Source organism: Lunatimonas lonarensis (assembly GCF_000390185.1).
Classification (GTDB): Bacteria; Bacteroidota; Bacteroidia; order Cytophagales; family Cyclobacteriaceae; genus Lunatimonas; species Lunatimonas lonarensis.
In genome coordinates, this window is record NZ_AQHR01000050.1 from 96,281 (window position 1) to 121,548 (window position 25,268).

Annotated in this window: 23 protein-coding genes; 9 read left to right on the top strand and 14 right to left on the bottom strand. The window is 49.1% G+C overall.

What is annotated here, in order from left to right:
• Positions 1–44: 44 nt before the first annotated feature.
• Together ADIS_RS08510 and ADIS_RS08515 are read right to left on the bottom strand one after the other, a co-directional pair.
• Complete coding sequence (locus tag ADIS_RS08510) at positions 45–1,652, bottom strand: M1 family metallopeptidase (RefSeq protein WP_081634890.1); 1,608 nt, start codon at positions 1,650–1,652, stop codon at positions 45–47.
• Positions 1,653–1,686: 34 nt separating this feature from the next.
• Positions 1,687–2,190 (bottom strand): GNAT family N-acetyltransferase, encoded by a 504-nt coding sequence (locus ADIS_RS08515; RefSeq protein ID WP_010854028.1) that lies wholly within the window; start codon positions 2,188–2,190, stop codon positions 1,687–1,689.
• Between the two features lie 229 nt (positions 2,191–2,419).
• Here ADIS_RS08515 and ADIS_RS08520 point away from each other — a divergent pair, with 229 nt between their 5' ends.
• From ADIS_RS08520 to ADIS_RS08530, 3 genes are all read left to right on the top strand, one after another.
• Positions 2,420–3,868, top strand: coding sequence for an aldehyde dehydrogenase (NADP(+)) (locus tag ADIS_RS08520; RefSeq protein WP_010854030.1), 1,449 nt, complete (start codon positions 2,420–2,422; stop codon positions 3,866–3,868).
• Positions 3,869–3,878: 10 nt separating this feature from the next.
• Positions 3,879–5,687 carry a glycoside hydrolase family 9 protein gene (locus tag ADIS_RS08525; RefSeq protein ID WP_010854031.1) on the top strand — a complete coding sequence of 603 codons (1,809 nt, stop codon included), beginning with the start codon at positions 3,879–3,881 and terminating at the stop codon, positions 5,685–5,687.
• Positions 5,688–5,847: 160 nt separating this feature from the next.
• Positions 5,848–6,486, top strand: coding sequence for a hypothetical protein (locus tag ADIS_RS08530; protein ID WP_035805261.1), 639 nt, complete (start codon positions 5,848–5,850; stop codon positions 6,484–6,486).
• Here ADIS_RS08530 and ADIS_RS08535 read toward each other — a convergent pair.
• Together ADIS_RS08535 and ADIS_RS08540 are read right to left on the bottom strand one after the other, a co-directional pair.
• Entirely contained in the window at positions 6,469–7,209 is a 741-nt protein-coding gene (locus tag ADIS_RS08535) for a hypothetical protein (protein ID WP_010854033.1), read from the bottom strand. The genes ADIS_RS08530 and ADIS_RS08535 overlap by 18 nt on opposite strands.
• A gap of 250 nt (positions 7,210–7,459) precedes the next feature.
• Positions 7,460–8,284 (bottom strand): helix-turn-helix domain-containing protein, encoded by an 825-nt coding sequence (locus ADIS_RS08540; protein WP_010854034.1) that lies wholly within the window; start codon positions 8,282–8,284, stop codon positions 7,460–7,462.
• Positions 8,285–8,596: 312 nt separating this feature from the next.
• Here ADIS_RS08540 and ADIS_RS08545 point away from each other — a divergent pair, with 312 nt between their 5' ends.
• The gene (locus ADIS_RS08545; protein WP_010854035.1) at positions 8,597–9,505 is read left to right on the top strand and encodes a dienelactone hydrolase family protein; all 909 of its coding nucleotides are present in this window, start codon (positions 8,597–8,599) and stop codon (positions 9,503–9,505) included.
• 344 nt (positions 9,506–9,849) lie between these two features.
• On the opposite strand, the gene ADIS_RS08550 is transcribed toward ADIS_RS08545, so the two are convergent.
• The 8 genes from ADIS_RS08550 to ADIS_RS08580 form a co-directional block, all read right to left on the bottom strand.
• Positions 9,850–10,317, bottom strand: a complete 468-nt coding sequence (locus ADIS_RS08550) for an RES family NAD+ phosphorylase (RefSeq protein WP_155907288.1) — start codon at positions 10,315–10,317, stop codon at positions 9,850–9,852.
• 3 nt (positions 10,318–10,320) lie between these two features.
• Positions 10,321–10,866 carry an antitoxin Xre/MbcA/ParS toxin-binding domain-containing protein gene (locus ADIS_RS08555; protein WP_010854037.1) on the bottom strand — a complete coding sequence of 182 codons (546 nt, stop codon included), beginning with the start codon at positions 10,864–10,866 and terminating at the stop codon, positions 10,321–10,323.
• A gap of 166 nt (positions 10,867–11,032) precedes the next feature.
• Positions 11,033–11,200 (bottom strand): hypothetical protein, encoded by a 168-nt coding sequence (locus ADIS_RS22945; protein WP_010854038.1) that lies wholly within the window; start codon positions 11,198–11,200, stop codon positions 11,033–11,035.
• A gap of 239 nt (positions 11,201–11,439) precedes the next feature.
• Positions 11,440–11,967 carry a hypothetical protein gene (locus ADIS_RS08560; protein WP_010854039.1) on the bottom strand — a complete coding sequence of 176 codons (528 nt, stop codon included), beginning with the start codon at positions 11,965–11,967 and terminating at the stop codon, positions 11,440–11,442.
• A gap of 24 nt (positions 11,968–11,991) precedes the next feature.
• The gene (yidD, locus tag ADIS_RS08565; RefSeq protein ID WP_155907290.1) at positions 11,992–13,113 is read right to left on the bottom strand and encodes a membrane protein insertion efficiency factor YidD; all 1,122 of its coding nucleotides are present in this window, start codon (positions 13,111–13,113) and stop codon (positions 11,992–11,994) included.
• Positions 13,114–13,293: 180 nt separating this feature from the next.
• A complete protein-coding gene (locus ADIS_RS08570) occupies positions 13,294–16,515 on the bottom strand; it encodes an error-prone DNA polymerase (protein ID WP_010854041.1) in 3,222 nt (1,073 codons plus the stop codon).
• 37 nt (positions 16,516–16,552) lie between these two features.
• Positions 16,553–18,046, bottom strand: coding sequence for a Y-family DNA polymerase (locus ADIS_RS08575; protein WP_035805267.1), 1,494 nt, complete (start codon positions 18,044–18,046; stop codon positions 16,553–16,555).
• Positions 18,039–18,785, bottom strand: a complete 747-nt coding sequence (locus ADIS_RS08580) for an ImuA family protein (RefSeq protein WP_010854043.1) — start codon at positions 18,783–18,785, stop codon at positions 18,039–18,041. The genes ADIS_RS08575 and ADIS_RS08580 overlap by 8 nt, the downstream gene beginning before the upstream one ends.
• A 206-nt stretch (positions 18,786–18,991) precedes the next feature.
• Between ADIS_RS08580 and ADIS_RS22950 the strand changes: the two genes are divergently transcribed.
• From ADIS_RS22950 to ADIS_RS08595, 5 genes are all read left to right on the top strand, one after another.
• Entirely contained in the window at positions 18,992–19,147 is a 156-nt protein-coding gene (locus ADIS_RS22950; RefSeq protein ID WP_202900562.1) for a hypothetical protein, read from the top strand.
• Between the two features lie 90 nt (positions 19,148–19,237).
• Positions 19,238–19,363, top strand: coding sequence for a hypothetical protein (locus ADIS_RS23550; protein ID WP_010854045.1), 126 nt, complete (start codon positions 19,238–19,240; stop codon positions 19,361–19,363).
• Positions 19,364–19,497: 134 nt separating this feature from the next.
• Entirely contained in the window at positions 19,498–19,935 is a 438-nt protein-coding gene (locus ADIS_RS08585) for a helix-turn-helix domain-containing protein (protein WP_010854046.1), read from the top strand.
• Positions 19,932–20,384, top strand: coding sequence for a hypothetical protein (locus tag ADIS_RS08590; protein WP_010854047.1), 453 nt, complete (start codon positions 19,932–19,934; stop codon positions 20,382–20,384). Before ADIS_RS08585 ends, ADIS_RS08590 begins: the two co-directional genes overlap by 4 nt.
• Before the next feature lie 39 nt (positions 20,385–20,423).
• The gene (locus ADIS_RS08595) at positions 20,424–20,612 is read left to right on the top strand and encodes a hypothetical protein (protein WP_155907292.1); all 189 of its coding nucleotides are present in this window, start codon (positions 20,424–20,426) and stop codon (positions 20,610–20,612) included.
• 136 nt (positions 20,613–20,748) lie between these two features.
• Here ADIS_RS08595 and ADIS_RS08600 read toward each other — a convergent pair whose 3' ends face one another.
• Complete coding sequence (locus ADIS_RS08600; protein ID WP_010854049.1) at positions 20,749–23,733, bottom strand: type I restriction endonuclease subunit R; 2,985 nt, start codon at positions 23,731–23,733, stop codon at positions 20,749–20,751.
• Entirely contained in the window at positions 23,733–25,268 is a 1,536-nt protein-coding gene (gene rmuC / locus ADIS_RS08605; protein ID WP_010854050.1) for a DNA recombination protein RmuC, read from the bottom strand. The genes ADIS_RS08600 and rmuC overlap by 1 nt, the downstream gene beginning before the upstream one ends.

Below are 25,268 nucleotides of genomic sequence, written 5' to 3' on the forward strand. Positions count from 1 at the left end.
TTTCGTTTTTCTACAAATTTACTTCTTTCTTTTCAAAAAAACATTTATTTGCGAAGCAAGTACCAGTTTCTCGGGTCAACCACTGGAGCTGAATTATTGACTACCTGTGTGGGGGTACCGGAAAGCACTAAGATTTCTATACCCCGATCCGTCTCCACTTCCACAGGAAGCGAAAATCCAATCCCCTGAAAAACAACCTCGTAAACTCCCTTTCTCTTCCTGTTTATCTTTACTTTGGGTAATTTAGCCCCATATAAATAGTATTCCAGAAACTCCCTGAGCTCCTCTCCCGATTCGGCCTCCAAGAAGGAAATGAGCTCCTCGGTGGACACTTGGTTGGCATAGGTAAATTCATCATGTTCGGCAATTCGTTTCAATAGCGGGAAAAAACGATCATCCCCCAAAATAAACCGGAGGCTGTGCATGATATAGGCACCTTTGGTATAGACGTCTGGGTGGTATGCATCATCGGAGAGGCTCTCCCTGGGACCCACCACCGGTTTCTCATTACGGATCCGCTTCTTGGTATCGGCTACTTTCTCGTGGTAGGCCGACTCACCTCCGTGATGCAAATAAAACAACCAGTCACCATAGGAGGTGATCCCTTCGTGAATCCAATAATCCGCCCAATCGGCAATGGACACCTTATTGCCAAACCACTCGTGGCCCAGCTCATGGTGAAGAAGATGATCATACCATACATCCCCCATGCGTACAAATTGGTAATTGTTGCCATAAGCGTTGATGGTTTGATGTTCCATCCCCAGGTACGGTGTCTCCACTACTGCCAATTTTTCCTCTGGAAAAGGATAGGGTCCGAAAAATAGCTCATGGGTCTGCGCACTCTTTTCCAACACGTCCAGAAGCATAGGGGCCTTGTCTTTATTTTCCTCCAGCACATACACTACCAGTGGGAACTCCTTTCCCGAAGCCGAACGAAAGGTCTTGGACGCTTCGTGAAACTTCCCCATCGTGAAATTGACATTGTAATTCATGATCGGATAACGGGACTCCCAGATATAAGTGATCTTCTCACCCTCCCGAAACGCCTCCTTCAACAGCCCATTTGCAGCAACCATATAAGGATCCGGAACCGTAATTCGGAGCAGGACGCCATCACGGGGTTTGCTCACGGGGTGATCCAGGCAGGGCATAAAGACTTTCCCTCCTTCATTTTGGGATGAAAGTCCCATCCAATGATAGCCCAGATCGTCCTTTTCCCAGGTAAACCCACCTATCCAAGGGGGTCTGACGGCGATGGGCGTTCGCCCTCCATAATACACCGTCACGGAAGTGGGCTTGGATCCTCCCAAAAGAATATCCAATAAGCCTTTTCCATGGGAGAAGGCAAGCTCGTTGCCATCCGCCTCAACCTTCGTTACCGTGTAGGCATCTACCAACTGCAGACGTAGCCGATCCGTTTCCTGAAGATAGCCCAGTGAAAGCGTTGCACTGCCCGATAGTACCTGCTCCTCCGGTAAAATCTCCAGATCCAACGAAATCTTGTTCACCTCAAAAGTGGCCTGCACGCTGTCCAAGGGACCGCCCCAATTCCAGTTGTGCTGCTGTGCATAGCTACCGAAGCCCGTCGTTGCAACCACAAAAAACAACCCCACCGTAACTTGGCACACAATACTTCTAATGCTCTTCATAGGTTTATAAAATGTAGTTGTTGGTATCTCAAGATCATAAGATAAGCTCGTATTTTTGTTCTCTGAGAAGAACTCCAAATGAATCGGACGACTCCTCCAAGACCAACTCAAAGCCTGCCTTTCGGTACATTGAGGCTGCCTGGGTCAGCTTATCACTGGTCCAAAGGTAAACTGCCCTATAACCAGCCCTCCGACCATGCTCCAAACAGGAAAAAAACAACAAGTTGCCCAGCCCAAGTCCTCTAACAGATGGATCAACCACGAAATACCGCAGCTGCGCCTGATCGGGAGATCGGTGGACAAGAGAGATGAACCCCACAAGCTCCCCACCCTGCTCAGCAAGCCATACTTGATCCAATCCCGGTTTAAAATGTTTGACAAAATCGGAAAAGGTCTCCGCTACGTATCTTTCAAATCCCAGCCCAAACCCAAACTCCTCATAGTATAATTTTCCGTGCAGCCGTACAACCGCGCCGATGTCTCCAGGAAGAAGATGTCTGCGAATTCCAATATCAGAAAGGCAACTAGACGAGGACATAATAATGTGTAGAGGTGGCTGTCTGCCTACCGATCGTCAAAGCTACGCAATTCGGATAAAGCTGGCAATAAACAGACCCAAGAACGGAACGGCGGAGAAAGGTTCGCAAATGATCGCCCGTTCCTTTGCTTGATTCTGGGATATCGCCTAACTTGAACCTTCAAATAGATGAATACCAAAAAAATCACGCTTGATCCCTAGTGTGAATCACCGTAAAACCAACTGAACTATGTCATTGATACATGAGACCATGGGCAAAGCCCAACAGGCCTTTTTAACATTCAAAAATGCAACCGGAGCCGAAAAGGGGGCATTTTTAGAGGCCATAGCCCAACAAATCGAGCTTATAAAGGAGCAACTTATTCCCATCGCGGCGGCTGAATCGAACTTACCCGAAGGACGTATCACAGGTGAAACCGGACGCACCTTGGGACAGATCCGCTTGTTTGCGGGTCTGGTCAAAGAAGGAAGCTGGGTAGAAGCAACCATAGATCAGGCCGATCCGAACCGAGCACCTCTGCCAAAGCCGGACATCCGACGCATGCTGCGTCCGCTGGGGCCTGTCGTGGTCTTTGGTGCAAGCAACTTCCCGTTGGCATTTTCGACAGCAGGAGGTGACACCCTATCGGCATTGGCAGCAGGGTGTACAGTGATTTACAAAGCACACCCCGCACACCCGAAAACATCCCAAATGGTAGCTGATGCCATACGCTCAGCTGCAAAGGAGACCGGGATGCCCGAGGGGGTCTTTCAACACATAGAAGGGGGCGTGGAAGAGGGACAGGAGCTGGCTGCGCACCCGGTGGCAAAGGCCATAGCCTTTACAGGTTCCTTCCGCGGCGGCAAGGCACTTTTTGACACAGCCAATGCGCGCAAAAACCCCATACCTGTTTTTGCGGAAATGGGAAGCGTGAACCCCATCGTAGCATTTGAATCCAAACTCTCCGCAAACCTCGAAGAGTTGGCAGCTACCTACGTGGGATCTCTTACCTTGGGAGTGGGACAGTTCTGTACCAATCCGGGGCTGATCTTTGTGCCCCATGCCCTTGCAGACCGCTTTGCCAGTGAAGTAAGCAAAAAAATGGAGAAAATAGCCAAAGCACCGATGCTGCACGAAGGCATTGCCCAAACCTATTATGCCGCATTACGCCGGCTGAGCGATAACGGGAACCTCTCCTGGGTTACGGTGTTCGACAGCGAAGATGTGCTGCTGGCGGCCCCGGCTTTTGCCCGGGTATCCGCTCGGGACTGGATGAAAAACAGCGATTTCCAAGAGGAAGTATTTGGGCCGTTTGGTATCATGATTACCTATGAACATCTCGACGAACTGACCGAGGCCATAGAAGCCTTGCACGGACAGCTGACATGCACCGTCTGGGCTGAGGAGTCCGAAATTGCTGCCCACAAGGCGTTGGTCAGCCAACTGGAAGAAAAATGTGGCCGTTTGCTGTTCAAGGGTGCGCCAACCGGCGTAGAAGTTGGCTACGCCATGCAGCACGGGGGGCCCTACCCCTCTACCACAGACAGTAGGTCCACGTCGGTGGGCGTATATGCCATCAAACGGTTTGCACGACCGGTGGCCTACCAGGATATGCCCGCCGCGCTGTTGCCCGAGGAGCTCAAGGACAACAACCCTCTCCGGATATGGAGAACCGTGGATGGGAATTGGCAGCAATAACCCAAAAATTATGACCATGCAAAAACAGCTTTGTTTGTTTATCATGATTATCCTGGGCACCGATTTATGCGCCCAGGATTCTCTTTATATACGGGTCAACCAACTGGGATACCTCCCGGAGGACGTTAAAACAGCCTTGGCATTCTCGAAAAGAAAAACCCGCGAGCGGATTTTACTGATAGAAAAGGTAAGCGGTAGGGAAGTGAAAGAAATATCCCCCAAACCCATCCCGTCTGCGTGGGGTGTATTTGACCATTTTTATGCGCTTGACTTTACCGATATTACCGAAGAGGGTGCCTATTACCTCAAAGCTAAGAAATCAAACCACCGATCCGCTGAATTCCAAATAGGGGCTAAGGCTTACGGCCACTATCAGGAGACCCTATTGGCATTTATGCGGCAGCAGCGCTGCGGCTACAATCCGACACTCGATATGGTATGCCATGCCAAAGACGGAAGGAGCTTCTACGGACCTGTACCCGACAGTACGTACTTCGACCTCAGCGGGGGCTGGCACGATGCCGGAGACCAGCTCAAATACCTGATCACGGGAAGTTATGCCACCGCACACATGCTAATGGCCTATGAACTTTATCCAGACCGCTTTGGGGATACCCACAACGCACTAGGTCAGCCCGGCAGCAATGGAATCCCCGACATCTTGGACGAGGCAAAGTGGGGATTGGATTGGATTCTAAAGCTCCACCCGCGGGAGGATATTCTATTTCACCAAATTGCCGACGACCGTGACCACCGGGGATTCAAGATTCCCAACAAGGATAACTCGGACTACGGGTGGGGAGAAAACGAATATAGAGCGGCCTACATCGCCACCGGCGAGCCACAGGGCCTAGGCAAATACCAAAGTGAAGCCACCGGCCTAGCCAACTTGGCAGGACGCAGTGCCGCCGCCATGGCCATTGCCGCACGGATCTGGAAAGAAAAGTTGGATGATCAGGCCTTTTCGGAAAAATGCCGGAAGGCTGCGATTTCACTGTACGCCCTAGGTAGGGAAAAGGAAGGCTACCAACAGGGGAACAGCTACGGGGCACCCTATAGGTACAACGAAGAAACCTGGGCTGACGACATGCAGTGGGGTGCAGCCGAACTCTATCGCCTGACCGGGGAAAAAACCTACCTGGAACAGTCCACGACCTATGCACTGCAAAGCGCAAACGCAGATTCCTGGACAGTACGGGATACCGCCTCGCATTATCAGCTCTACCCGTATATAAACATGGGGCACTTTGCACTGCACCAAGTGGCGGATAAAGACCTGAAAAAAACATTAGAGGGATACTATCGGGATGGGATAGAATATACCCTGAAACGGGCAAATACCAATCCCTACCACATCGGAATCCCCTTCATCTGGTGCAGCAATAATTTACTTACCAGCCTGATAACCCAGGTTATTCTATATGAAAAAATGACCGGAGATACGCAATACGAACCTTTTCTGACTGCACAAAGGGACTGGCTATTTGGCCGAAACCCGTGGGGAACCTCCATGTTTACTGGAATTCCCGCAGAAGGGGAATATCCCAAAGACGTGCACACCAGCGTCTACGTGATGCTTGGGCTGGATGTACCTGGAGGTTTGGTGGACGGCCCCATATACCGCAGCATCCATGACAAACTCCTGGGCCTGACGCTAAACGATCCCGATGAATTTGCCCATGTGCAAAACGACCACGTGGTGTACCACGACGACGTTGGCGACTACAGCACAAACGAACCCACTATGGATGGAACCGCCGGAGCCATCCTCATGATGGCCCACTTTGGCATGCCGGCAAGTCCCCCGCCTGCCAAATAGAAAAGTAACGGATGTATCGGCAAAAAGAACCTTCATCGTACCGTGAATCATGGGAAATGAATGCAACCTATGGTTTGACCAAAAATAATTCCCTGAACATCAGTAGCCAAACTGGAGTTATATGACTAAATTAACGGAATAATACACCGCTACGCTGTTCATGATTCGCTTACATTTCTTTCTCCCCGTATTTCTTTTGCTTCTAGCGGCCTGTGAAAGAGGCCAGGAAGAACCGGATACCCGTATGGAGGAGGAGGTTTTTTTCCAGCTGTTTGTTGGGGAAGAACGCTTTGAATACAGATACCGACTACCTGAAAATTACCTGAGTGTAGAGGGAGGAATGGGATTTGTGGAAAAAAAATCAGATGCCGATCCCCAAAACTACCTGGTCTACGTCAACCAATTGGATGTGCTTTTGGTGGATGTGGATGGACATTGCACCATCAGTCCCAGTTCCAATGCCTGTTTTTTTGCCAACTTCATTTTCGCGCCCCAAGCAGGCACCAAGCAAAACACAGGCATCGTCAGCTTTTTGGTAGGGAACTATGTCCTCAACAAGCAACGGACAAACGACCCCGCGATGGATGTTTTTTTTGAAGTGGAAGTAACCCGAACCAGCCAAGAACAGCGCCTGATGGAAGGCTCCTTTCGCGGAAAACTCTTCACACGTATACCGAGTGGAAGAATACCGGAGACCACGCCCCGGATGGATGTACATGGCAGCTTTCGGGTGGGAATGATCGGAAACCCAGGCGAACTTAACCTGCCCAAAAACAACCGGTTACTTCAAACAAGGTGAGCGGAAATCAGTATCCATTACCAAAAGGATAAACGCCAGTAACGCCGGGATCTCCTCCCAGTCAAAGGGCAACACATCCTGGGAGTGTGCGAGTGCATCGCGCAGCTTGCCCACATCCCGCATGCGATCGTCAAAAACCTTTCTGCTTAGTTGATCCCCGAACAATTTGTACCTTTTTTCCTTCGAAAAAACAGATCCCAGATCCGCCAAATGAAGGCAATGAACCACATCTATCTCTTCCGACCTGGACCGCTTCATCCGGTAAAGCTTACGGGCAGCCGCCAATCGTTCCCGGGACAGACTTTTCTCCCACTCCGGCACCAAACTGCGCACCATTTCCTTTAATACCGTCTCCAACACACTCACAAACCCAAACAGGGCCAATCGAACGGGGATTTTGTCCAAGTCACTACGGGTGGCAATATGCGTAACCCTTCCCCCACTCCGCAAAAACACCCTCCGTTTCGCTGCTATATGGGGAAACACCTGCAAAAGGGGAGCTTGAAGGGAAAAAACCGCATCCACAGGGATCTCCACAAGCCGATCATCCCCCACATCAAATTTCATCAGGCCGGCAGGAATAGCCACTACGGCAGTCTGAAAGTTGTGGTTTGCCATCTCGGAGAGGTAGGTCTCAGGCTTAAAAACCACCAACTCCTCAGCGATGGCACGTACCGGCAGGTGGTTTTTGAAAAAATCAAACAGCTCATGAACCTCATTCATAGGTTAAAAATAGCTATTCTGATCCTAGGAGAGAAGAGGTAGGCGCTAAATTTCAGAATGCCTGACCCACAACTCCACACCGGCGGAGGTGGTTATCAGGTCATACCACCAAAAAGGCTTACCGTTTATCTACTAGATAGCGTATAAACTAGCGTCTGCAACCCAAAAAAAAGCGGACGGGAAGGGAATTATTGGACGGTATGGGCAAAAATCCTTCCAGGTAACACCCCAAACAAACAGGCTTGGGATATTAGGAGACCTGGGGATCGATCTTATTTTTTCGGTGCCAGTGCACTATCCCCGATCCTCCAAATTCCCGGTATACCAAGACAATCAACGCTACTTCAAACAGAGTAAGAAAAAGCAACCCCGGAAGAGCAAACACCACCGTCATAAACGATATCCCCGTCAACACCCCCAACGACCCAGTGATTACACAAAGGACATCGTTTGGACGGGCACGTTGTATAAAGCTAATGGCAAACAACAGATAGAGTAAGCCGGTCACCAACGACCTTAAAATAAGTCCGGATACCACCTCTGTCTCCAACCAGTAAGTCAATGCATCCTCTAACATAAAAACACCTGTGCTACAAACCAGAAGAAATGTTGTCACCTTCATCAGTCGATCATTCCATCTATCCGCCAATTTGAAAAAGGCGGCCATAAAAAATGCGAAAAATATCAGGACGCCCATTTTCAACAACGCGTACCACAGCGCAAACCCATCCCAAAAGCCACTCTCTCCCATGAAGAGACGTATATCAACCCCAGACTCTAGGATGGCAAGTATGAGGTAACCAATACCCACTGCATAGGCATACCGCAGCCAAGAGGTTTCGATGGGCAATTCACCCTCCATATCTTCGGAATGGAGGTTGCCGACCTCGGAGGGATCCACCTCCAAAGCCTCCAAAATGGCCTTTACAGTATACGGACGTGGGGTCACCTCCCCCGCTTCTATTCGCTGGATTGTGCGGACGTTGATATTACACCGCTCCACCAACTCTTCCTGAGTCATTCCTTTGCCCTTTCTCCACACCTGGATCATATGGCCCAATTGGGGTTGCTTCATCTGCGTAAAATTTTGTTTGACCATGGCAAATTGGAACGATTTACCCAAATATAGCCCGAAAAAGAAGAGGATTTCACCCGACATTTACCCGACATTGAGGGAAAACCCCAACTAGTACGCAAATACACTAACCGAACCCTCCCATTTCCACAAAATCCACTAACTTGGATAACCAAAAGCCTCCTCCCTATGAGCAATCACACCCATAAGAACCGCTTAAGAAACCCACTAATTTATTTTTTCCTTCTAGGCATGCTTATAATTGAAGCGTGTACCCCTTCCACCCAATCCGAAGCTAACACAAACGACGAAATGAGCTCAAAGACAGCACGTAGAACCAAACTTTATGAATTATTGGGGAGAATGCCTGATCGTGAAAGACCCCTTTCGGTAGAAGTGGTTTCGGTCACCGAAACCGACGGCATGGTGACCGAAAAATGGCTGATGGACCTGAACGGGATCGAGAAAGTGCCTGCCTTCTTCACCAAGCCTGCCAACGCCAGCGGCAAAATCCCCCTGGTACTGTTTAACCACTCCCACTTTGGCCAGTATGCGGTCGGAAAGAATGAATTGGTGATGGGCAGAAAGGAAATGCAAGCCCCACCTTATGCCAAAGCCTTGGCGGATGAAGGCTATGCGGCATTTTGCTTGGATGCCTGGGGATTTGAAGAACGATCCGGAAGGGCAGAGCTGGACATTTTTAAGGAAATGCTGTGGAAGGGCCAGGTGATGTTTGGAATGATGGTATATGACAACCTTCGGGCACTCGACTATCTCCAGACCAGGGAGGACCTCGATGCTGAACGGGTCGCCACCATGGGCATGTCCATGGGCAGCACCATGGCTTGGTGGCTGGGGGCCTTGGACGAGCGCATCAAGGTGGTGGTAGACCTCAACTGCCTTACGGACTTTCAGACGCTCTTGGAAAAAGGGGAGCTTCGCCGCCATGGCATCTACTATTATGTACACGACCTCCTCACACACTTTACGACCTCATCCATCAACGCGCTGATTGCCCCACGGCCCCATTTTGGGCTTGCCGGAAGATTCGACCCCCTCACCCCACTGGAAGGGCTGGAAATCATCGACGCAGACTTGAAGGAAACTTACGAAAAGGAAGGGGCTCCCGACGCCTGGAAACTCAAAATCTACGATGTGGGACACGAGGAAACCGCTGAAATGAGAGCCGATATCCTGGCGTTTCTACGGAAGTGGCTCTAAAAAACAGGTCGATATTTGTGGGATTGATTGTCGCGGGAATTGGGATGACACGTTTGCATAGCCCTGGTAGGCTATTTCTATGATTATCGCGCCATTGGTGCTTGGGTGGAGCTGGCCGCATGATTCCATGGCACGTTAGGCTATGCAAGTGCCCGTCGCACCGTTGGTGCTTAGTTAATTATCAGCACCAACGGTGCAAAATCAGTAGCCTTGGGCAACGCCCAAGGTAGCATGCGAAGATGCCACCCAAGCGCCAAAGGCGCGGAATCAGTAGCCTAAAGCATCACCCCAATACACCCTTATCTGATAAGGACAAATGGCACCAATCCACAGAAGCGCGATCATCAGCCCCCAAGCTTGTACGCAAACTTGCGGGTATCCACCACCCGCAACAGCTCCTGTATACCAGGAAAGGAGGGATTGATCAATAAGTTATGCTCTTCCGGATAAAAGGACTCATGTAACCGCGCAGAAGGAACCTTGAGAAAGGGAAAGGTATTTTGCATCAGCCACTGCCTGCCAAAATCCTGGGTGGCCCTGCCATGCGGCAATATGTCCCAATCCTCCGGAAGGCTGCTCCTTTCCAGTGTACCAATCAGGCTATCGGACGGGATCTCATACACAACTACATACCACGGATCGGTACCAGCAGAAGTTCCCTTGATACACAGGTACTCCAACGCCGCCAAGGCTGCCGAACTCGCCGCGTAGATCATGGGCAACCCTTTGGGATTCCACCTTCCGCCAGACAGGGAACTGCTGTACGGCGCTTGGTGGTACCTCTCCGACATCATGCGGTAATACGTCAACATGCGCTAGAGGAAATTGCCGTAGTGGAGGGCATCTACCGCCTCATGCACCAGCTCTATGCCCGCCATGGAAAGCATCAGATCCACTGGCTTAGCTTGACCTAGGGATAAATTGGGTGTGTGCAGCCAGGATTTGAAGTGGGATTGCCGACCAAAAACCTCCATACCCTTCCTGATGGCCTCATCGATCTTAAAGAACTGGTAAGAACCCGGCGTACCTATCAGGCTCGCAGCAGACCACCTGGATACCGTGCTCGGCGAAACGGCCGCTGCTTTGGCCACATCCACCATCTTCAGCTCCAAAAAATCAACGATGGGAGAAATCTCGGCAAATGTAAGGTTCTTTTCTAGGTGTGCCGCCACATCAAACATACTGTGGACCTCCCTGAGAGAAACCAAAAAATACCCATAGCCTCTCTTTACCTCATAACTAACCCGATCTTCTCCCCTCCGGACGACAAATGTATCGGCATAGCCATACTCCCCTTGGAAATCATTAAGGGCGGTAACATCCTCTTGGGCCGGGGGCATGTATTTCTTAACCTTTGCCATAATTAATTTCATTTGATAAACAAACATACATCATTTGAAATAAATTTACAAATTATCCCCCCATTTTCTGGCCACTCTGTCGAGATAATACCTCACAAAAAAGAGTATCGGACGGGCAGCCCAACACTCCTTTTAGAGATCAACCGGTTAGTAGAGCCTCCATTTATTAGGCACCAGTCGCCAATCGTCTGCCCAGAATCACTGCTGAGATAGTCATGGATGTAAGCAACAGCGCAAACAGCCTAAGGGAGATCTCATCCACGACGTAAGCGTAAATTGTGGTGAGGATGAGCAGCACAAGGATTATCAGTAGAATCAAGTCAAATTTTACCATGACAAACGAACGTTCGTAATACAGTATCTTGCGCCAAAATACGGCCGATCCGGTGAAAAAAAATTTCAGTGGCCCGTTTTTTATAGATGAAAATCGGGTTGAATTTATTTGAAACTATGATTCAAACAGTTCAATAACCCTTTTAATCACTTTTACCGGTAACATATCAACCAAAAAAAAGAAGCTGCTCATGAAAATGAACAGCTTTTCTTCTAACTCAAAAACAAAACCCGAAAAGACTAAACCTCAACACTAGTCTCCTGCGCCACTCTGCCATCAATACTCGTACCGGGGGCAATCTCTGCATTTTTCCCCTTCTTGGTAAGGAAGAGAATACAAACCAACACACCTAGCAAAATGGCTGCGGTTTGTCTGTCTTCTCCCTCTTCAAAAATCCTAGTGCTTGTAAGCCTAACTTCAGAACCATCAACCGCCTGAACGGATTTCACTTCTACTTCCACAGATCCCTCTTTCCCGAGTCCCTTAGCTTTCTGTACCCGGACTACTTGCCCTCTGGCAGGTGCACCACGTCTAATTACCGTTTGCCCACCAACCTTCACATCGTCTCTGACAAAAAAATCGATCGTTTGACCTACTGTCAGGTTTGCTGAAGATATCCCGCTAGAATTTTCAAGGGTAACAACTGTTCCTGCCGGAATTTTGACAGTTTCATAACTTCTGGGGATAAATGACATATTCAGAATTGAAAATGCCAAGAAGAAGCAAACAACTTTAATTCCCTGATTGTTTTTTAAATTTTTAATCATTTTGTTTTAAAATTTAGATGGTAACTAATTAAAAGAATATTTCATTTTTGATTTTAAATTATTTTTCTTGAATTCATTTTTTCTTTTGGCTGCTTTTACACCACCTGAAATGGAGCCACTGTAAAAAGTGAGAGCGAATATACCTGACAGGACTCCAACCCCCTTATTGCCAACATCAAAACTTGTATAGGCTGCGTAGCCGAGCAAACCAGTAAGAATAGCCGCAGAAAAACCTGTCACTGTATGTCCCGAATACAAATAGCCTCCCCCTGGAAAAACACCTAATAACCCGGCAACTGCTGGCCTTAAAAAGCTCAAATCAGCCAATTCATTGATGATTTGAGTATTATAACGCACATAATCAGCATAGGCGTAATCAGCAGTGATATTGCCATACGATCTCAACGCCGCATTATAATCATCGGCATATGCATGAGCAAGCCCGCTAAACTCATCTGCCTTTTGAAATTCACCATCTGGCCATGCTGAAATGACATCGACAGCCTTTTCAAACTGGCCTAGCTTAAACCAAGCCTCTGCCACCTTAATATTCAAAAACGGATCTCCCTTCAGCTCCCCGGGAAGATAATTGGCATGATGAAAAATAACCTTCTCATATTCCGCCAAACCGAACAATGCTCTGTAATGGTTAATCTCCAGAAGCCTCCTGCTATTGAAATCCCCACTTATAAGAATCCGATGGTATTCGTAAATGGCTTCCTGAAAATATCCCTCATCAATCAATTGCCCCAAAAGCATCAACGAAACATCGGGCACAGTGTCCTTAACAGAAAAAAGCCTCTCGGGCTTAACCAAAAGCTCCTCCATTTCATATCCTGAGACTACGGAATCCAGCAATTTAAACTCCCCATTCATCATCACACCAGGGTAGTAGGAATGCTCATGCCCACACCTTAAAAGCCTATCTGAGGTCAAAGCCAAAGCCTTAAAAACTCCATGGCTCTTAAAAGCAGACATAGCGTAATTAGAACAACTTGGATGCATTGGGCACTTTGTAGGCCGAATATCGCTGATATAATTTTGGTAAATAGCATAAACATTGCCCACACTTTCAGTCTGTGCGAAAGCATCAACAAAAAAAACTCTACTCATAGAGAAAAGGAAAAAAACTAATGCCCCTCTCATTTCTTTTGATAAATTAAACCTAAAACAATTTTTTTATAAAGCCTGAAAAACAATACTTAGACACAAATGTATGAAGTATTCCTACTAAATCAAGCAACCTATTTTATTAATTTACATTTTTCAAAAAACAAATATCTCTAACGCCATTAGTCCGACGGGAAAAATTCAATCAAATTAATATCACTTAAAATCCCTGGAAGGGAAAAGTTCTCCCTGCACGGGTTTGCCCAGCGTAGCCGGCGGTTTGGCACCCGCCTTAGCAGAGCCGGCACGCACCGGCTTTTCCACCGAACCGATATTGCGTGCATCGGGATCTACCCGCAACAGGCTGTTCAGGTTGTGGCAGGAGCGCACCACCACGTGGATCACCTCCCCTTCTATCTGCACCTTGCCCGCCACCATCAGCAGCTTGGACTGCAGGATCACCGGGCGATACTGCTCAAAGGTCTTGGCCCACACCACCAGATTGGCAAAGCCCGTCTCATCCTCTATGGTCACAAAAAGCACCCCTTTGGCCGTCCCGGGGCGTTGCCGCACGGTAATCAGCCCACAGACCTTCACGAAAGCCCCATCCTTCAACTTGCCCAAGAGGCCCGTGGGAATCACCCGTAACTGGTCCAGCTTTTCACGCACAAAGCTGACCGGATGCGCCTTGAGCGAAAGCGTGGTGGCCGCATAGTCGCGCATCACATGCTCCATGGGGGACACCTCTGGCAGGGCGATCATTCTTTCCTCCGGGGTCTCCAGCACCTGCCCCTCAAACACCCCCACCGGTCTGCCCTGCAGGGCCAGCACATCCCACAGCGCCTGCCTGCGGTGCAGCCCCATAGAGCGGAACGCATCCGCATCTGCCAAACGCTCCAAGGCACCCTTGGGCACTCCCACATGGATCAGCTCGGTGACGTGGGCATAGGGCCTTGTCCGATGGGCTACCAACCGCTCCATATCTTCCTGCTGCAACCCCTTTACATGCCGAAAACCCAACCTGATGGCAAAGTACTTTCCTTGCCTTTCCTCAAACACATTATCCCACAGGGAGCGGTTCACGTCCACAGCCCGCACCTCCACCCCGTGCTTGCGGGCATCCGTCACGATCTGGGCCGGCCGGTAAAACCCCATGGGCTGACTGTTGAGCAAGGCCGCCGCAAACACATCCGGGTAATGGTATTTGAGCCAACAGGATATGTAGACCAGCAGTGCAAAACTGGCCGCATGGCTCTCGGGAAAACCATAACTGCCAAACCCCTCCAACTGCCGAAACACCCGCTTGGCAAACTCCTCCTCGTACCCGCGGGCCACCATGCCTCCCACCAGCTTTTTCTCGTATTGGCTCACCAGCCCGTGGGCCTTGAACGTCGCCATGCTACGGCGCAGCCCGTCTGCCTCGGCAGGGGTAAAGCCCGCCGCCACGATGGCAATCTCCATGGCCTGCTCCTGAAACAGCGGCACGCCAAGCGTCCGGCCCAGTATCTCTTCCAACTCTTTGGAGGGATACTCCACCGGTACTTCACCCCGCCTCCTCTTCAGATAGGGGTGCACCATATCCCCCTGTATGGGGCCCGGCCGCACGATCGCCACCTCAATCACCAAGTCGTAAAAGGTTCGGGGCTGTAGCCTTGGCAGCATGGACATCTGGGCGCGGCTTTCTATCTGAAACACCCCCAGGGTGTCCGCATGGCTGATCATCTCGTAGACTTCGGGGTCGTCCTGGGGAATGTTGGCCAGCGTAAGCTCCCTCCCATAATGATCCCTCACCAGGTCAAAGGCCTTTCGGATGCAGGTAAGCATCCCCAGTGCCAGCACGTCCACCTTCAAAAAGCCCAACGCATCGATATCATCCTTGTCCCATTCGATGCAGGTACGGTTGGCCATACGGGCATGGAGCACCGGACACAGCCTGGCCAGCTTGTCCCGCGTGATCACAAACCCACCCGTATGCTGCCCCAACTGACGGGGAAAACCCATGTATTGCCGGGTAAGCGCCAGCGTCTTCCGCAAGTGGGTATCTCGGGGATCAAACCCCTGTGAGGAAACTTTTTCGCCTTGCAGCCACTCCTCCGTAAGCTCATGCCCCGACTTGGCGAGCCGATCCACCGTATCCAGCGACATGCCCATGGCCTTGCCCACATCCCGCACGGCACCCTTCCAGTGCACCTGGGTGACAGTAGCCACGATGCCCGCCCGGTCACGCCCGTATTTTTCATAGATATATTGCATCACCTCCTCCCGCCGCTCGTGCTCAAAGTCCACATCGATGTCCGGGGGTTCGTTGCGGGCATCGGACATAAACCGGGCAAAGAGCAGCTTAAATTTGGAAGGATCCACCGAGGTAATGCCCAGGCAATAGCAGACCACCGAATTGGCAGCCGAACCCCTTCCCTGACAGAGTATACCCCGATCCCGGGCAAAACGCACCAAATCGTACACGGTAAGAAAGTACGACGCATATTCTTTCCGAGCGATAAAGTCCAGTTCATAGACAACGTTCTCCCGGATACTTTCCGGAAGCTGTCCCCCAAAGGCCCTCTTGGCCCCTTCCCAGGTCAGCAGCTCCAGTTCCTCCTGTGGACTGCGCCCTTCGCTGGTGATCTCCTCGGGATACTGATATTTCAATTGATCCAGGGAAAAAACACAGGATTCGGCTATCTCCAGGGTGCGCCGCAGGGCAGCCGGATAGTCCCGAAACAGCCGGAACATCTCCTCCCCGGGCTTGAGGTAGCGTTCGGCATTGGGGTGCAGGCGAAAGCCCGCACTTTGTATCGTGCACTTTTCCCGAATGCAGGTAAGCACATCCTGCAGGGCCCGCCTACCCGGCGCATGGTAATGCACATCGTTTACGGCCACCAGCGGTATACCCAAACGTTGCTCCGCAAGAAGCAGCCTATGCATGCGCTTGTGGTCTCTGCCCCCGTAATAAAAAGCTGCGCCAAGGGAAAGCCGATTGCCCAAAGCCTCCTTGTATGCTTCCAATGCGGCATAAAAATCCGGGGAAAAATCCAGCTCCGCATTCAGCTCTGCCGGCGGCACGGCAACAAACAGGATCCCCTCCGCATATTCATAGACATCCGCGCGGTACAGGTGGCACACCCCCTTCTCTGCCCGCAGGTTGCCCACCGTAAGCAGTGAGGAAAGGCGACCGTAGGCCTCCTGATCCGTAGGATAGGCCAACAGGCTGGGGCCGTCCAGCAGATCCAGCCTGCAGGCGGGGATAAAACGCAGGCCGGACTCCTTGGCTGCGGCATGGGCACGGACGATTCCCGCCAGCGTATTGCGGTCGGTCACCGCCACCCCGCCATACCCCAGTTGCTTGGCCCGCCACACCATCTCCTCGGGATGGGAGCCTCCCCGCAAAAAGGAAAAGTTTGTCGTTACCTGTAGTTCTATATAATCTTGTCCGCGCATTACCGTTGGTCTGTCTTGTTCAAAACCGGCCGTCTACCTATGGGAAAAAGCCGTGCAAAAACCACCTAGGCTCCCCATTGCCATACAGCCCCAGCCGAAAGAGCCAATACCTGGCCCCCGAGGGATCCTCCACACAGTAGTAATCGCGGGGAGGGCCGGTCTGCAGCCACCATTCCTGCTCTATGCGCTCAGGTCCGTCGGCTTTGGCCACCTGAATGATCTTGCCCTGATGCCTGAAATGCACCGGAGGGTAATCGGGCAGGGGCACCATCACCTCGATGGGCTCCGGTTTAGGCAGCACATGCAGGGGACGGGGCGCGTCGGGCCAAGCGGTGTCGGACTGCTCGTCCAATGACTCCGCAGGACGGATGGAACGCTCGGGCCAGTGGTGCTCTTGGGGCAGGTAACGGTGTATGTGTCCAGCCCCCACCTTGGCCTCCACCCGGTCCAGCAGCTCGGCCACGGCAGCAGGATCTCCGGAGCGGTGCCACAGCTGCTCTTGCGGGCTGTGCACTTTTTCCACCAACAGCCCCTCCAGGGTAAAAAGCTCTATGCCCATCGCCGGCTCAAAGCTGGGGATCTTCAGCACAAACAAGCGGAACAGGTGCTCCGGGTTATGGGAAGCCCTACCCGTGCCTATGCTGATCTGCACCGTTTTCCCGTCCACTCGCAGCCCACTGAACACCGCCTTGCGCAGGCCCCTTCCCTCCCGGGAAAGACGCTGGCATAACCTATCCAGTAAATGTTGTAGAGCTATCTCTATCCCCTTTCGCGTGCTGATGGGCTCCAGGCAGGGCAGTTGCTCCTCATACGGAACCCGGGGCTGCACCGGCGTAAAGGGCTCCTGCTCCGTGCCCAGCGCCTGCCCCAGCCGCCGCAACAGGCCCTCCCCAAAACGCCGCCGCAGGGTAGGCAGGGGCATATCGATAAACTGTCGGATCTGGCGAAACCCGAGCTTCTGTAGCCCTTCCAGCACAGGGGCTTCCAAACGCAGCGCACTGGGCGGCAAAGACAGCAAGGCCTCCCGCTGCCCTCCGGCACCGACAATGCACCCATCTTCCTCCCCGTAGCGCGCCAGTGCCCAGGCTGCACCGATGGTATCTGCTATGGCCGCACGCACGCGGTAGCCCTTGGCCCCCAACTCAGCCAGCACCGCCTTCAGGTAGGGCCGCTCCCCGCCCCAGAGGTGCGGACAACCCGAAATATCCAGCACCAAGCCGGACGGGGGATCCGGAGCCGCATAAGGCGTATAGCGCAGGCTCCATTCCGCCAAGCGATACAGCAGCTTATCTCCCCAGCCAGGCTTCTCAGCCAAAACCTCCAAGGTGGGATAGATAGCACGGGCGTCTGCCACGGCCGTACCGGGATGGACACCAAGTGCCAAGGCTTCTCTACTGGCCGCCCGCACCACCGTCCTCCCCCGCTCGGGAGCTGCCAACACAAAGGCCTTTCCCTTCAGCTCGGGCCTGCGTATCGCCAGCCGGTCGGTGGTCAAGTGGCAAAACCACAGGGACAGAAAACGCCTAGGCATAGCGGCGCCCCTCCTGTGCGCGCTGCGGGAATACTTCTTTCCTGGACAAGGAACGAAACTCCGGTCCCCTCCACGCCAACTCCCAAGTCCCGGGCCTGCCATTCCGTACCTTCAGCAAGTCTACCCGCCAGGTAGGGAAACCCACTCCGGGCATTCCCTCCTCCACCTGACTGGGAAGGGGAGCCACCTTCCAGCGGGTAGTGCAGGCGGTGGCGTGCAGGCTTCGGGGCTGATGGCGGTGCAGAAAGCCCGTGACCCGGCTGCGCTCCACGGCCAGTTGCAGGCGTTGGGAATCGGCAAAGCTCAGCTCCCGGAGTTCTCCCACCACCGCCGCCAGTGCGTCGCATTTCAGGGCCTGCTCCAGCGTCCAGAGCACCTCCTTTTCGGAGGACAGATCCACAAACACCACCCGATCCGGATCCAGGCCAAACAGCCGCATGCCGGGTGGAAACACCCGCCGTCGGTTGCCTATCCAGAGGCAGAAGCCCCCTTTGCGGAGCAGCATGCCCAGCAGGGAGGTGATAAATCCCTGGGTGGCTGCCGCCTCGGGAGCAGTGGTACTGACAAACTCGTGGTTGGCGGCAAGGGGAAACACATGTCCCGGAAAGGCGGCCTGCATGGGACCAAGCGCCAGGGCCGCATTCCCGCGCTGGGCTTCCCGGGGCAGGGAACCCTCCAGTGCCATGACTTCCTGCCGCAACTGCCGCAGTCGTTCTATTTTCTCACATACCTGTGCCATACCCAAAACCTTTCTATTGACACGTTTTATGTCATTTTACTGACTATAATAATATCATAAACTAGGCAGAATTGCAAAAGGTTTTTTGGGAGAAAGTAGGGGGAAGTTTGCGGTAAGCACAGAAGGATTCCATGCAGAGGCACTGTAAATCAATACTCTAAGGTAAAAAATCCAAGGGGATTTTTAGACCACTGTCCCGGACCAACTTGTGCTATCCGGTGGCTGCGGGTGAGGTGCTGGAGATAGGAAAATTCCACGCCTACACCAGTCGCCAAATCCCCGAAACCGACCCACAGCAGCTCGTACAGGCCGTAAGGGACATGCAGCAGGTGGTCAGTGGATGGAAGGAGGGGTCTATTTGAAATTCATCATTCGAAGGAAATTTGCATTATGAATCCTAATTCAATAAAAAATTCCGAAATTGAAATCGTATGGCCTGGACAGGTTAACAATTGACTCAAGCGATACTAACGAAAACATTTCGGGGGGAGTTGGTAAGTCAAGAGATTAAAGAGTATGGGGTGGAGATTGAGGGGTTGATGGGGGCGGAGGGGAAAGAGGGATATGGAATCGAGTAAATTATTTAAACGGTTTGTGAAAAATTAACCTATTGCTTAATTTTGATGTGAAAGAAGTCTCAAAAACTTACAGCAGCAGAAAAAAGTATTATCAGAAGAGTTGCGCAATACGAATACGATTTAACCCAAACATCATGACGAACTCAATCAAAAAAGAATGGGACGCACTTTTTAACACCATGTCCCAAGAAGACCTTGTTTCTTCCAAGGCTGATGTATTGGCCATGCAATTTTTGGGATTAGTAGACCAGAAAATGGAGCAAGATAATATCAGCAAGAAGGAGCTTGCCCAGAAAGTTGGAACTTCGGCGTCCTTCATCACTCAGCTGTTCAGAGGCGATAGAAAACCAAACTGGAATATACTGGCCAAAATGTCCATAGAGCTGGGAATAGAGTTTAAGGTAATGACTGAGGAGATGATTCAAGAAAGAGTTACTGAGGAATTGATGGAATACCATAAGCGCTGGTCCAAAACCCAAGAGTACCTTAAATTAAAAAATCAAGTCACCAATCCTCAAACCGTAATGGCTGTTAGCCCTATGGCGGAGGATGATTATGCTATGGCAGGATGAAAGCTAAATTCTCACCGTTACAGTTATTGGATTTCAAGTTGTTGGAATCGCATGTAGAGTTTGTAATTCCAAAAGAGTCAGAACTTGATGTCAAGGAATTGTTTCAATCCTATGTTGTGGATATAGATTTTAGACTCCGGGAGAATGATAAAACCAAAGAAATCCTACTTTTTACCACTGTAGAGGTCAATGAAGATGGTGATAAGCCACTTCCTGGGTATAAAATTATGGTAGAAGGAGGCGGTACTTTCCGTATTCAAGATTCAGAAGCACTCGAAGAGAATCTTAAAAACAACCTGACCCAATTTTCCACCCTCAACATGATGATCAACAATCTCCGGAATATCATTTACCAAATCACCAATTTGGGCCCTATGGGTGGATATCTGTTACCCCCGATTGATATTACGCAGTTGTTGAGGGATAAGGCGGGGGAAGGAATTAAGTAGTACCAAACTTATAGAAGAGCAACAGTGGCTGCGGAGGGCATGGTATGGCTAAAGTCCCTCAACCCCCTCTTTGAGCCCTATGCGGTGGCTGCGGGCGAGGTGCTGGAGAAAGGAAAATTCCACGCCTACACCAGTCGCCAAATCCCCAAGCCCGAAACCGACCTACAGAAGCTCGTACGGGCCGTAAGGGACATGCAGCAGGTGGTCAGTGGATGGAAGGAGGGGTGATATTTAAAATTCATCATTTGAAGGAAATTTGCATTATGAATCCTAACTGAAAAACTACCTCCAATTATTCTAGAAAAGATGTAATGGTGTCAATTTAAATCTTATTATTGAAGAATAATCGTATACTTTTTTAATGCTAAATCCCCCTTACCCTCTTATCATAGATGTCATCAAACCACATTTTTTTGAACATAGAATTGATCTTATTCTCTGTAAGCTTATTGTAAAAATCCAATTTGTCGTTGATGAAATTTAGGAGTTCATTATCGATCTCCTCATTGAATTTATCCTTGATATTTTCCTTACTGTTTTTATCGTTGAAAAAGCTCATTAATTCCTCATTGGCGTAGATGTTCTTTTTCATTTTTTCAAATTCAACCTGATCTTCTTCTTTTAGGTCTATTCCGAAGGTTTCATTCAAGGTCTTGATGATGTTACTCAGGAAATCCTTGTCCTCGTCACTTGGTCCAACCGGGCCCATCGGCTTCATTCCGGTCATTCCTTTATCAGCACTCTCCAACTTCAAACTGGTGGTAAATTGATGTTGAAGTTTGAAACTACCTAAATCAATTTCTTCCAATACCTCCGTGGGCAATGAATTTTGACTAACCGGAAGCTTTTTATACAAATCAGTTAAGAACACATAGTTCTTTTCCAAATTGACATCCGTGAAAGAAATGATCTGGGAGAGAAACCGGTATAATCGAATGAAGTCTTTAATATAGGATTTAATTTCAGCAATCTCTTCTTCCGGTTTATGCTTTACCATCAGGTTAGCTACTCGTTCCAGAATGGGTTGGAGTTTTTCTTTATGATCTCCTTTTCTAAAAAACAGCTCTGCATAATCATCAAGCTCTTTCTGAGTAAAAATTGCCGCTGATTCGATTTTTCCGAGGACATCATACAATGAATTTGGATCTGTCTGATCTATCAATTCCATGTAGGTTCCTCCGTAGTAATCCTGAAAATCCTGCCGGATTTTTTCCGGGTCATTGACAAAATCCAAGACCATGGTGGAATCCTTTCCACTTGTCTTCCGATTGAGTCTGCTAATGGTTTGAACGGTACTGGTTCCACCCAATTTTTTGTCCACAAACATGGTATGCAGGAGAGGTTCGTCAAACCCGGTTTGATACATGTTTGCCACAATCAATATGCGGTATTGAGGGAGTTTTAAAGCATCTGGGATTTGAACCTTTCCCCCAAGATTGTTCATGTTTTCCTTAGTGTAATCCATTCCTGTTTCGGCATCGGTAACAGTTCCACTGAACGCTACCAATGCTTCATAAGGAAGTTTCAATTCCCTCATGATCTCATCAAACTTCCGCTTATATCGAACTGCATGAAGGCGTGAACGAGTGACCAACATTGCACGTGCCTTTCCCTGAATTTCATTTTGGGTTTTTGACACAAAATGCTCCAGCATGATCCGGGTTTTTCGCTCAATCGCATGATCCTGAAGATCGACATAACTGCTGAGGAGCCTAACTGTCTTACGAGTTTCATACTCCTTATCGGGAATATGTTCCCTTCTAACCAACTTGTAATACCTCCTCCATGAGACATAATTTTTCAGGACATCAAGAATAAACCCTTCCTTGATCGCCTGCTCCATGGTATAGACATCAAAAGGAACCCGTTGGCCGTTCTTTTCTGTACCAAAAATCTCCAAGGTTTTTGGCTTGGGAGTGGCTGTGAATGCAAAAAAAGAAATATTGGACTGATCACCCTTTCGCTTGATTTCCTCCTCTATGATTTCATCAATATTCTTCTCCAACACATCTTTTTCTTCGGACTCTTCGAGAGAAAGTGCTTTTCGAAGGTGACGGGCGGATTCACCCGATTGAGAACTGTGGGCCTCATCGATGATCACAGCATAAGTTTTGGACTTATTTTGGCTGATGAATTCCGAAATCACAGGGAATTTCTGGAGTGTGGTTACAATAACCCGCTTTCCATCCTCAATCGCTGCCTTTAAATCTTGGGATGTTTTGGAATCATCAATGTAGGCCACTGTTCCGGGTGTCTGCTCAAACTGTCTGATGTTATCCTGAATTTGTCGATCCAAAACCTTACGATCTGTCACCACAATTACTCCGGAGAACAAGGCTTTGGCATCATCCGATCTTTGATAAAAATCGGATAACCTGTGGGCCAACCATGAAATGGTATTGGATTTCCCTGAACCGGCAGAATGCTGAATCAGGTATTTTTGGCCAACACCTTTTTCAGTCACATCCTTAAGAAGTTTCTGTACTGCCCTTCTCTGATGGAAACGGGGAAAGATAAGAATCTCCTTGGATTTTTCTCTAAGAGTCCTCGTTTTCGGGTCGTAGAATTTCTCCTTGTTGTCCTGGAGGTTAATGTAATTCTGAATCAAGTCCAACAATGAATCCTTGGTCAGTACATCCTCCCATAAATACGAGGTAGGATACCCATCCGGGTTTTCATTGATCAGAGCTTTATTGAATGGCAAGAAAAAGGTGCTTTTACCAGCGAGTCTGGTGGTCATAAATACCTTTTCCGTACCTACAGCGAAGTGAACCAAGCATCGCTTGAACTCAAACAATTTCTCATTAGGATCTCTATCTTCGATGTATTGCTTGATCGAATGCAGGTGATTTTGTCCCGTCAGGGCATTTTTCAGCTCCATCGTAATGACTGGAATCCCATTGACAAAAAATACCAAATCAATTGAATTCTCATTGTTTTTAGAGTATTTCAACTGACGGATTATGGTCAACCGATTTTTATTATACCATTCCTGATGCTCGGGACTTTTGTCATGATTAGGTTTGAAATAGACCAAATCGAGCGTTTGTCCCCGATCTTTTATCTTTTCCCGAAACACGGAAAGTGTCTTTCTTTTGGTGAGGGAGTCTGCCACTCGATAGATGATTTTTGCATCCACCAGATCTCCATATTGAACCTTTAGAGCCTCGTATTTTTTGGGTTGGGTATCTTGGATAAAACCAATCACGTCCTCCGGAATCAGGCAAAGTTCCTTGTCGTATACTGAGGTTGGCTTAAGTTCATATTCCTTGAAAAACGGGGTAATATCCCGAGTAAGATATCTAGCAATATGATCCTCAAAATGAAATTCTTTGGTTCCTTCTGCCATTAGATTAAATCGTTTAAATCAAAACTATCCGTTTTTTCTTCCAATCCTGCAGGAAGTTCTTTCTTATTCTTGATGCCTAGTTTTTTTAACGTGTTGGCACGATTGATCAAATTACCACTTCCTTCGGAAAGTTGGGTCATGGCTGTGTTATAATGACTCTGTGCACCTTCTATTGACTTCCCTACCTTTTGCAGGGTTTCTACAAATCCCACAAACTTATCGTATAATTTCGCACCTGCGTCTGCAATGGCTACAGCATTCTGATTTTGATATTCCCGCTTCCACAGGTCTACAATCAGCTTAAGTGATGTAATCAAATTGGTAGGATTGAGCAATAAGATACGTCTTTCATAGGCGAAATTCCACAAATCCGGATCTCCCTTGATCGCTGCTATGTAGGCAGCTTCATTTGGAATAAACATCATGACAAAATCCAAAGCCTTGTCATAATCATCATAACCCTTAGTGGAGAGTTGGACAATATGAGATTTGATGGCAACAATATGCTCTTTGAGATGCTTCTCCTGATGATGGGGTTCGGTTGCTTCTACAAAGCGGGTGTAGGCATTTAAAGAAACTTTGGAATCAATGATCACACTTCGGTTATCCGGATATTTGATTACCGCATCTGGACGCATCCTCTTATTTTCTGAATCAGATTTTAGAGGATTTCCGAACTCATCTTTAAGAGTTTCTTCCATGAAATATTCCTCTCCTTTTCGGAGACCGGACTTTTCTAGGATACTTTCAAGAATCATCTCTCCCCAATTCCCTTGGGTTTTAGACTCCCCTTTTAAGGCCTTTGTCAGATTTTTAGCCTCCTCACTGATAACTTTATTTAGATCGGCAAGCTCCTTTACTTTTTCGGCCAAAGAAAATCTCTCCTTGGATTCGGTATCGTAAACCTCCTCTACTTTTTTCTTAAAGTCTCCAATATTCTCACCAAGAGGCTTAAGGATTGCATTGAGTTTTTCTTCATTTAGAGAAGTAAACTTGGCAGTCTTAGCCTCCAGAATTTCATTGGCAATCAGTTCAAAGTCTTTCTTAGCTTTTTCACTCAGGTCCTGAATTTCCTGCTTTTGGGTATCCAATTTTTCTTTCAGGGAATTATTGATTGCAGTTTGACTGGACAGATCTTTTTGAGCCTCATTCAACTTTTCTTGGGTTGCATCCAGCTTCAATTGGAGCTTACCTAAGAGATCGGTTTTCTCTTTAACTTTTTCTTTTTCCGCTTCTAACTGACCAATGGATAATTCCAGTTTTACCCGGAATTCATCCGACTGATTTTTCCAAGAATCACGTTCAGATTCAAGGGTTTCTTTTTCTTTAGTTAATTCTGAATGATCCTTTTCCAAATGAGAGAATTCCGACTTGGACGTGGCTTGGTATTCTGCAAATTGCCGGTCTAAGGTGGTAAACTTCTGTTGGGCCTCCTCAAGCGTTTTTATATGAGATTGATTACTTGAGGCTTTGCCTAAAAGCCAACCGATTGCCAAAGCGGCAGCCCCAATAAAAATGTAGATTAAAAATTCCAT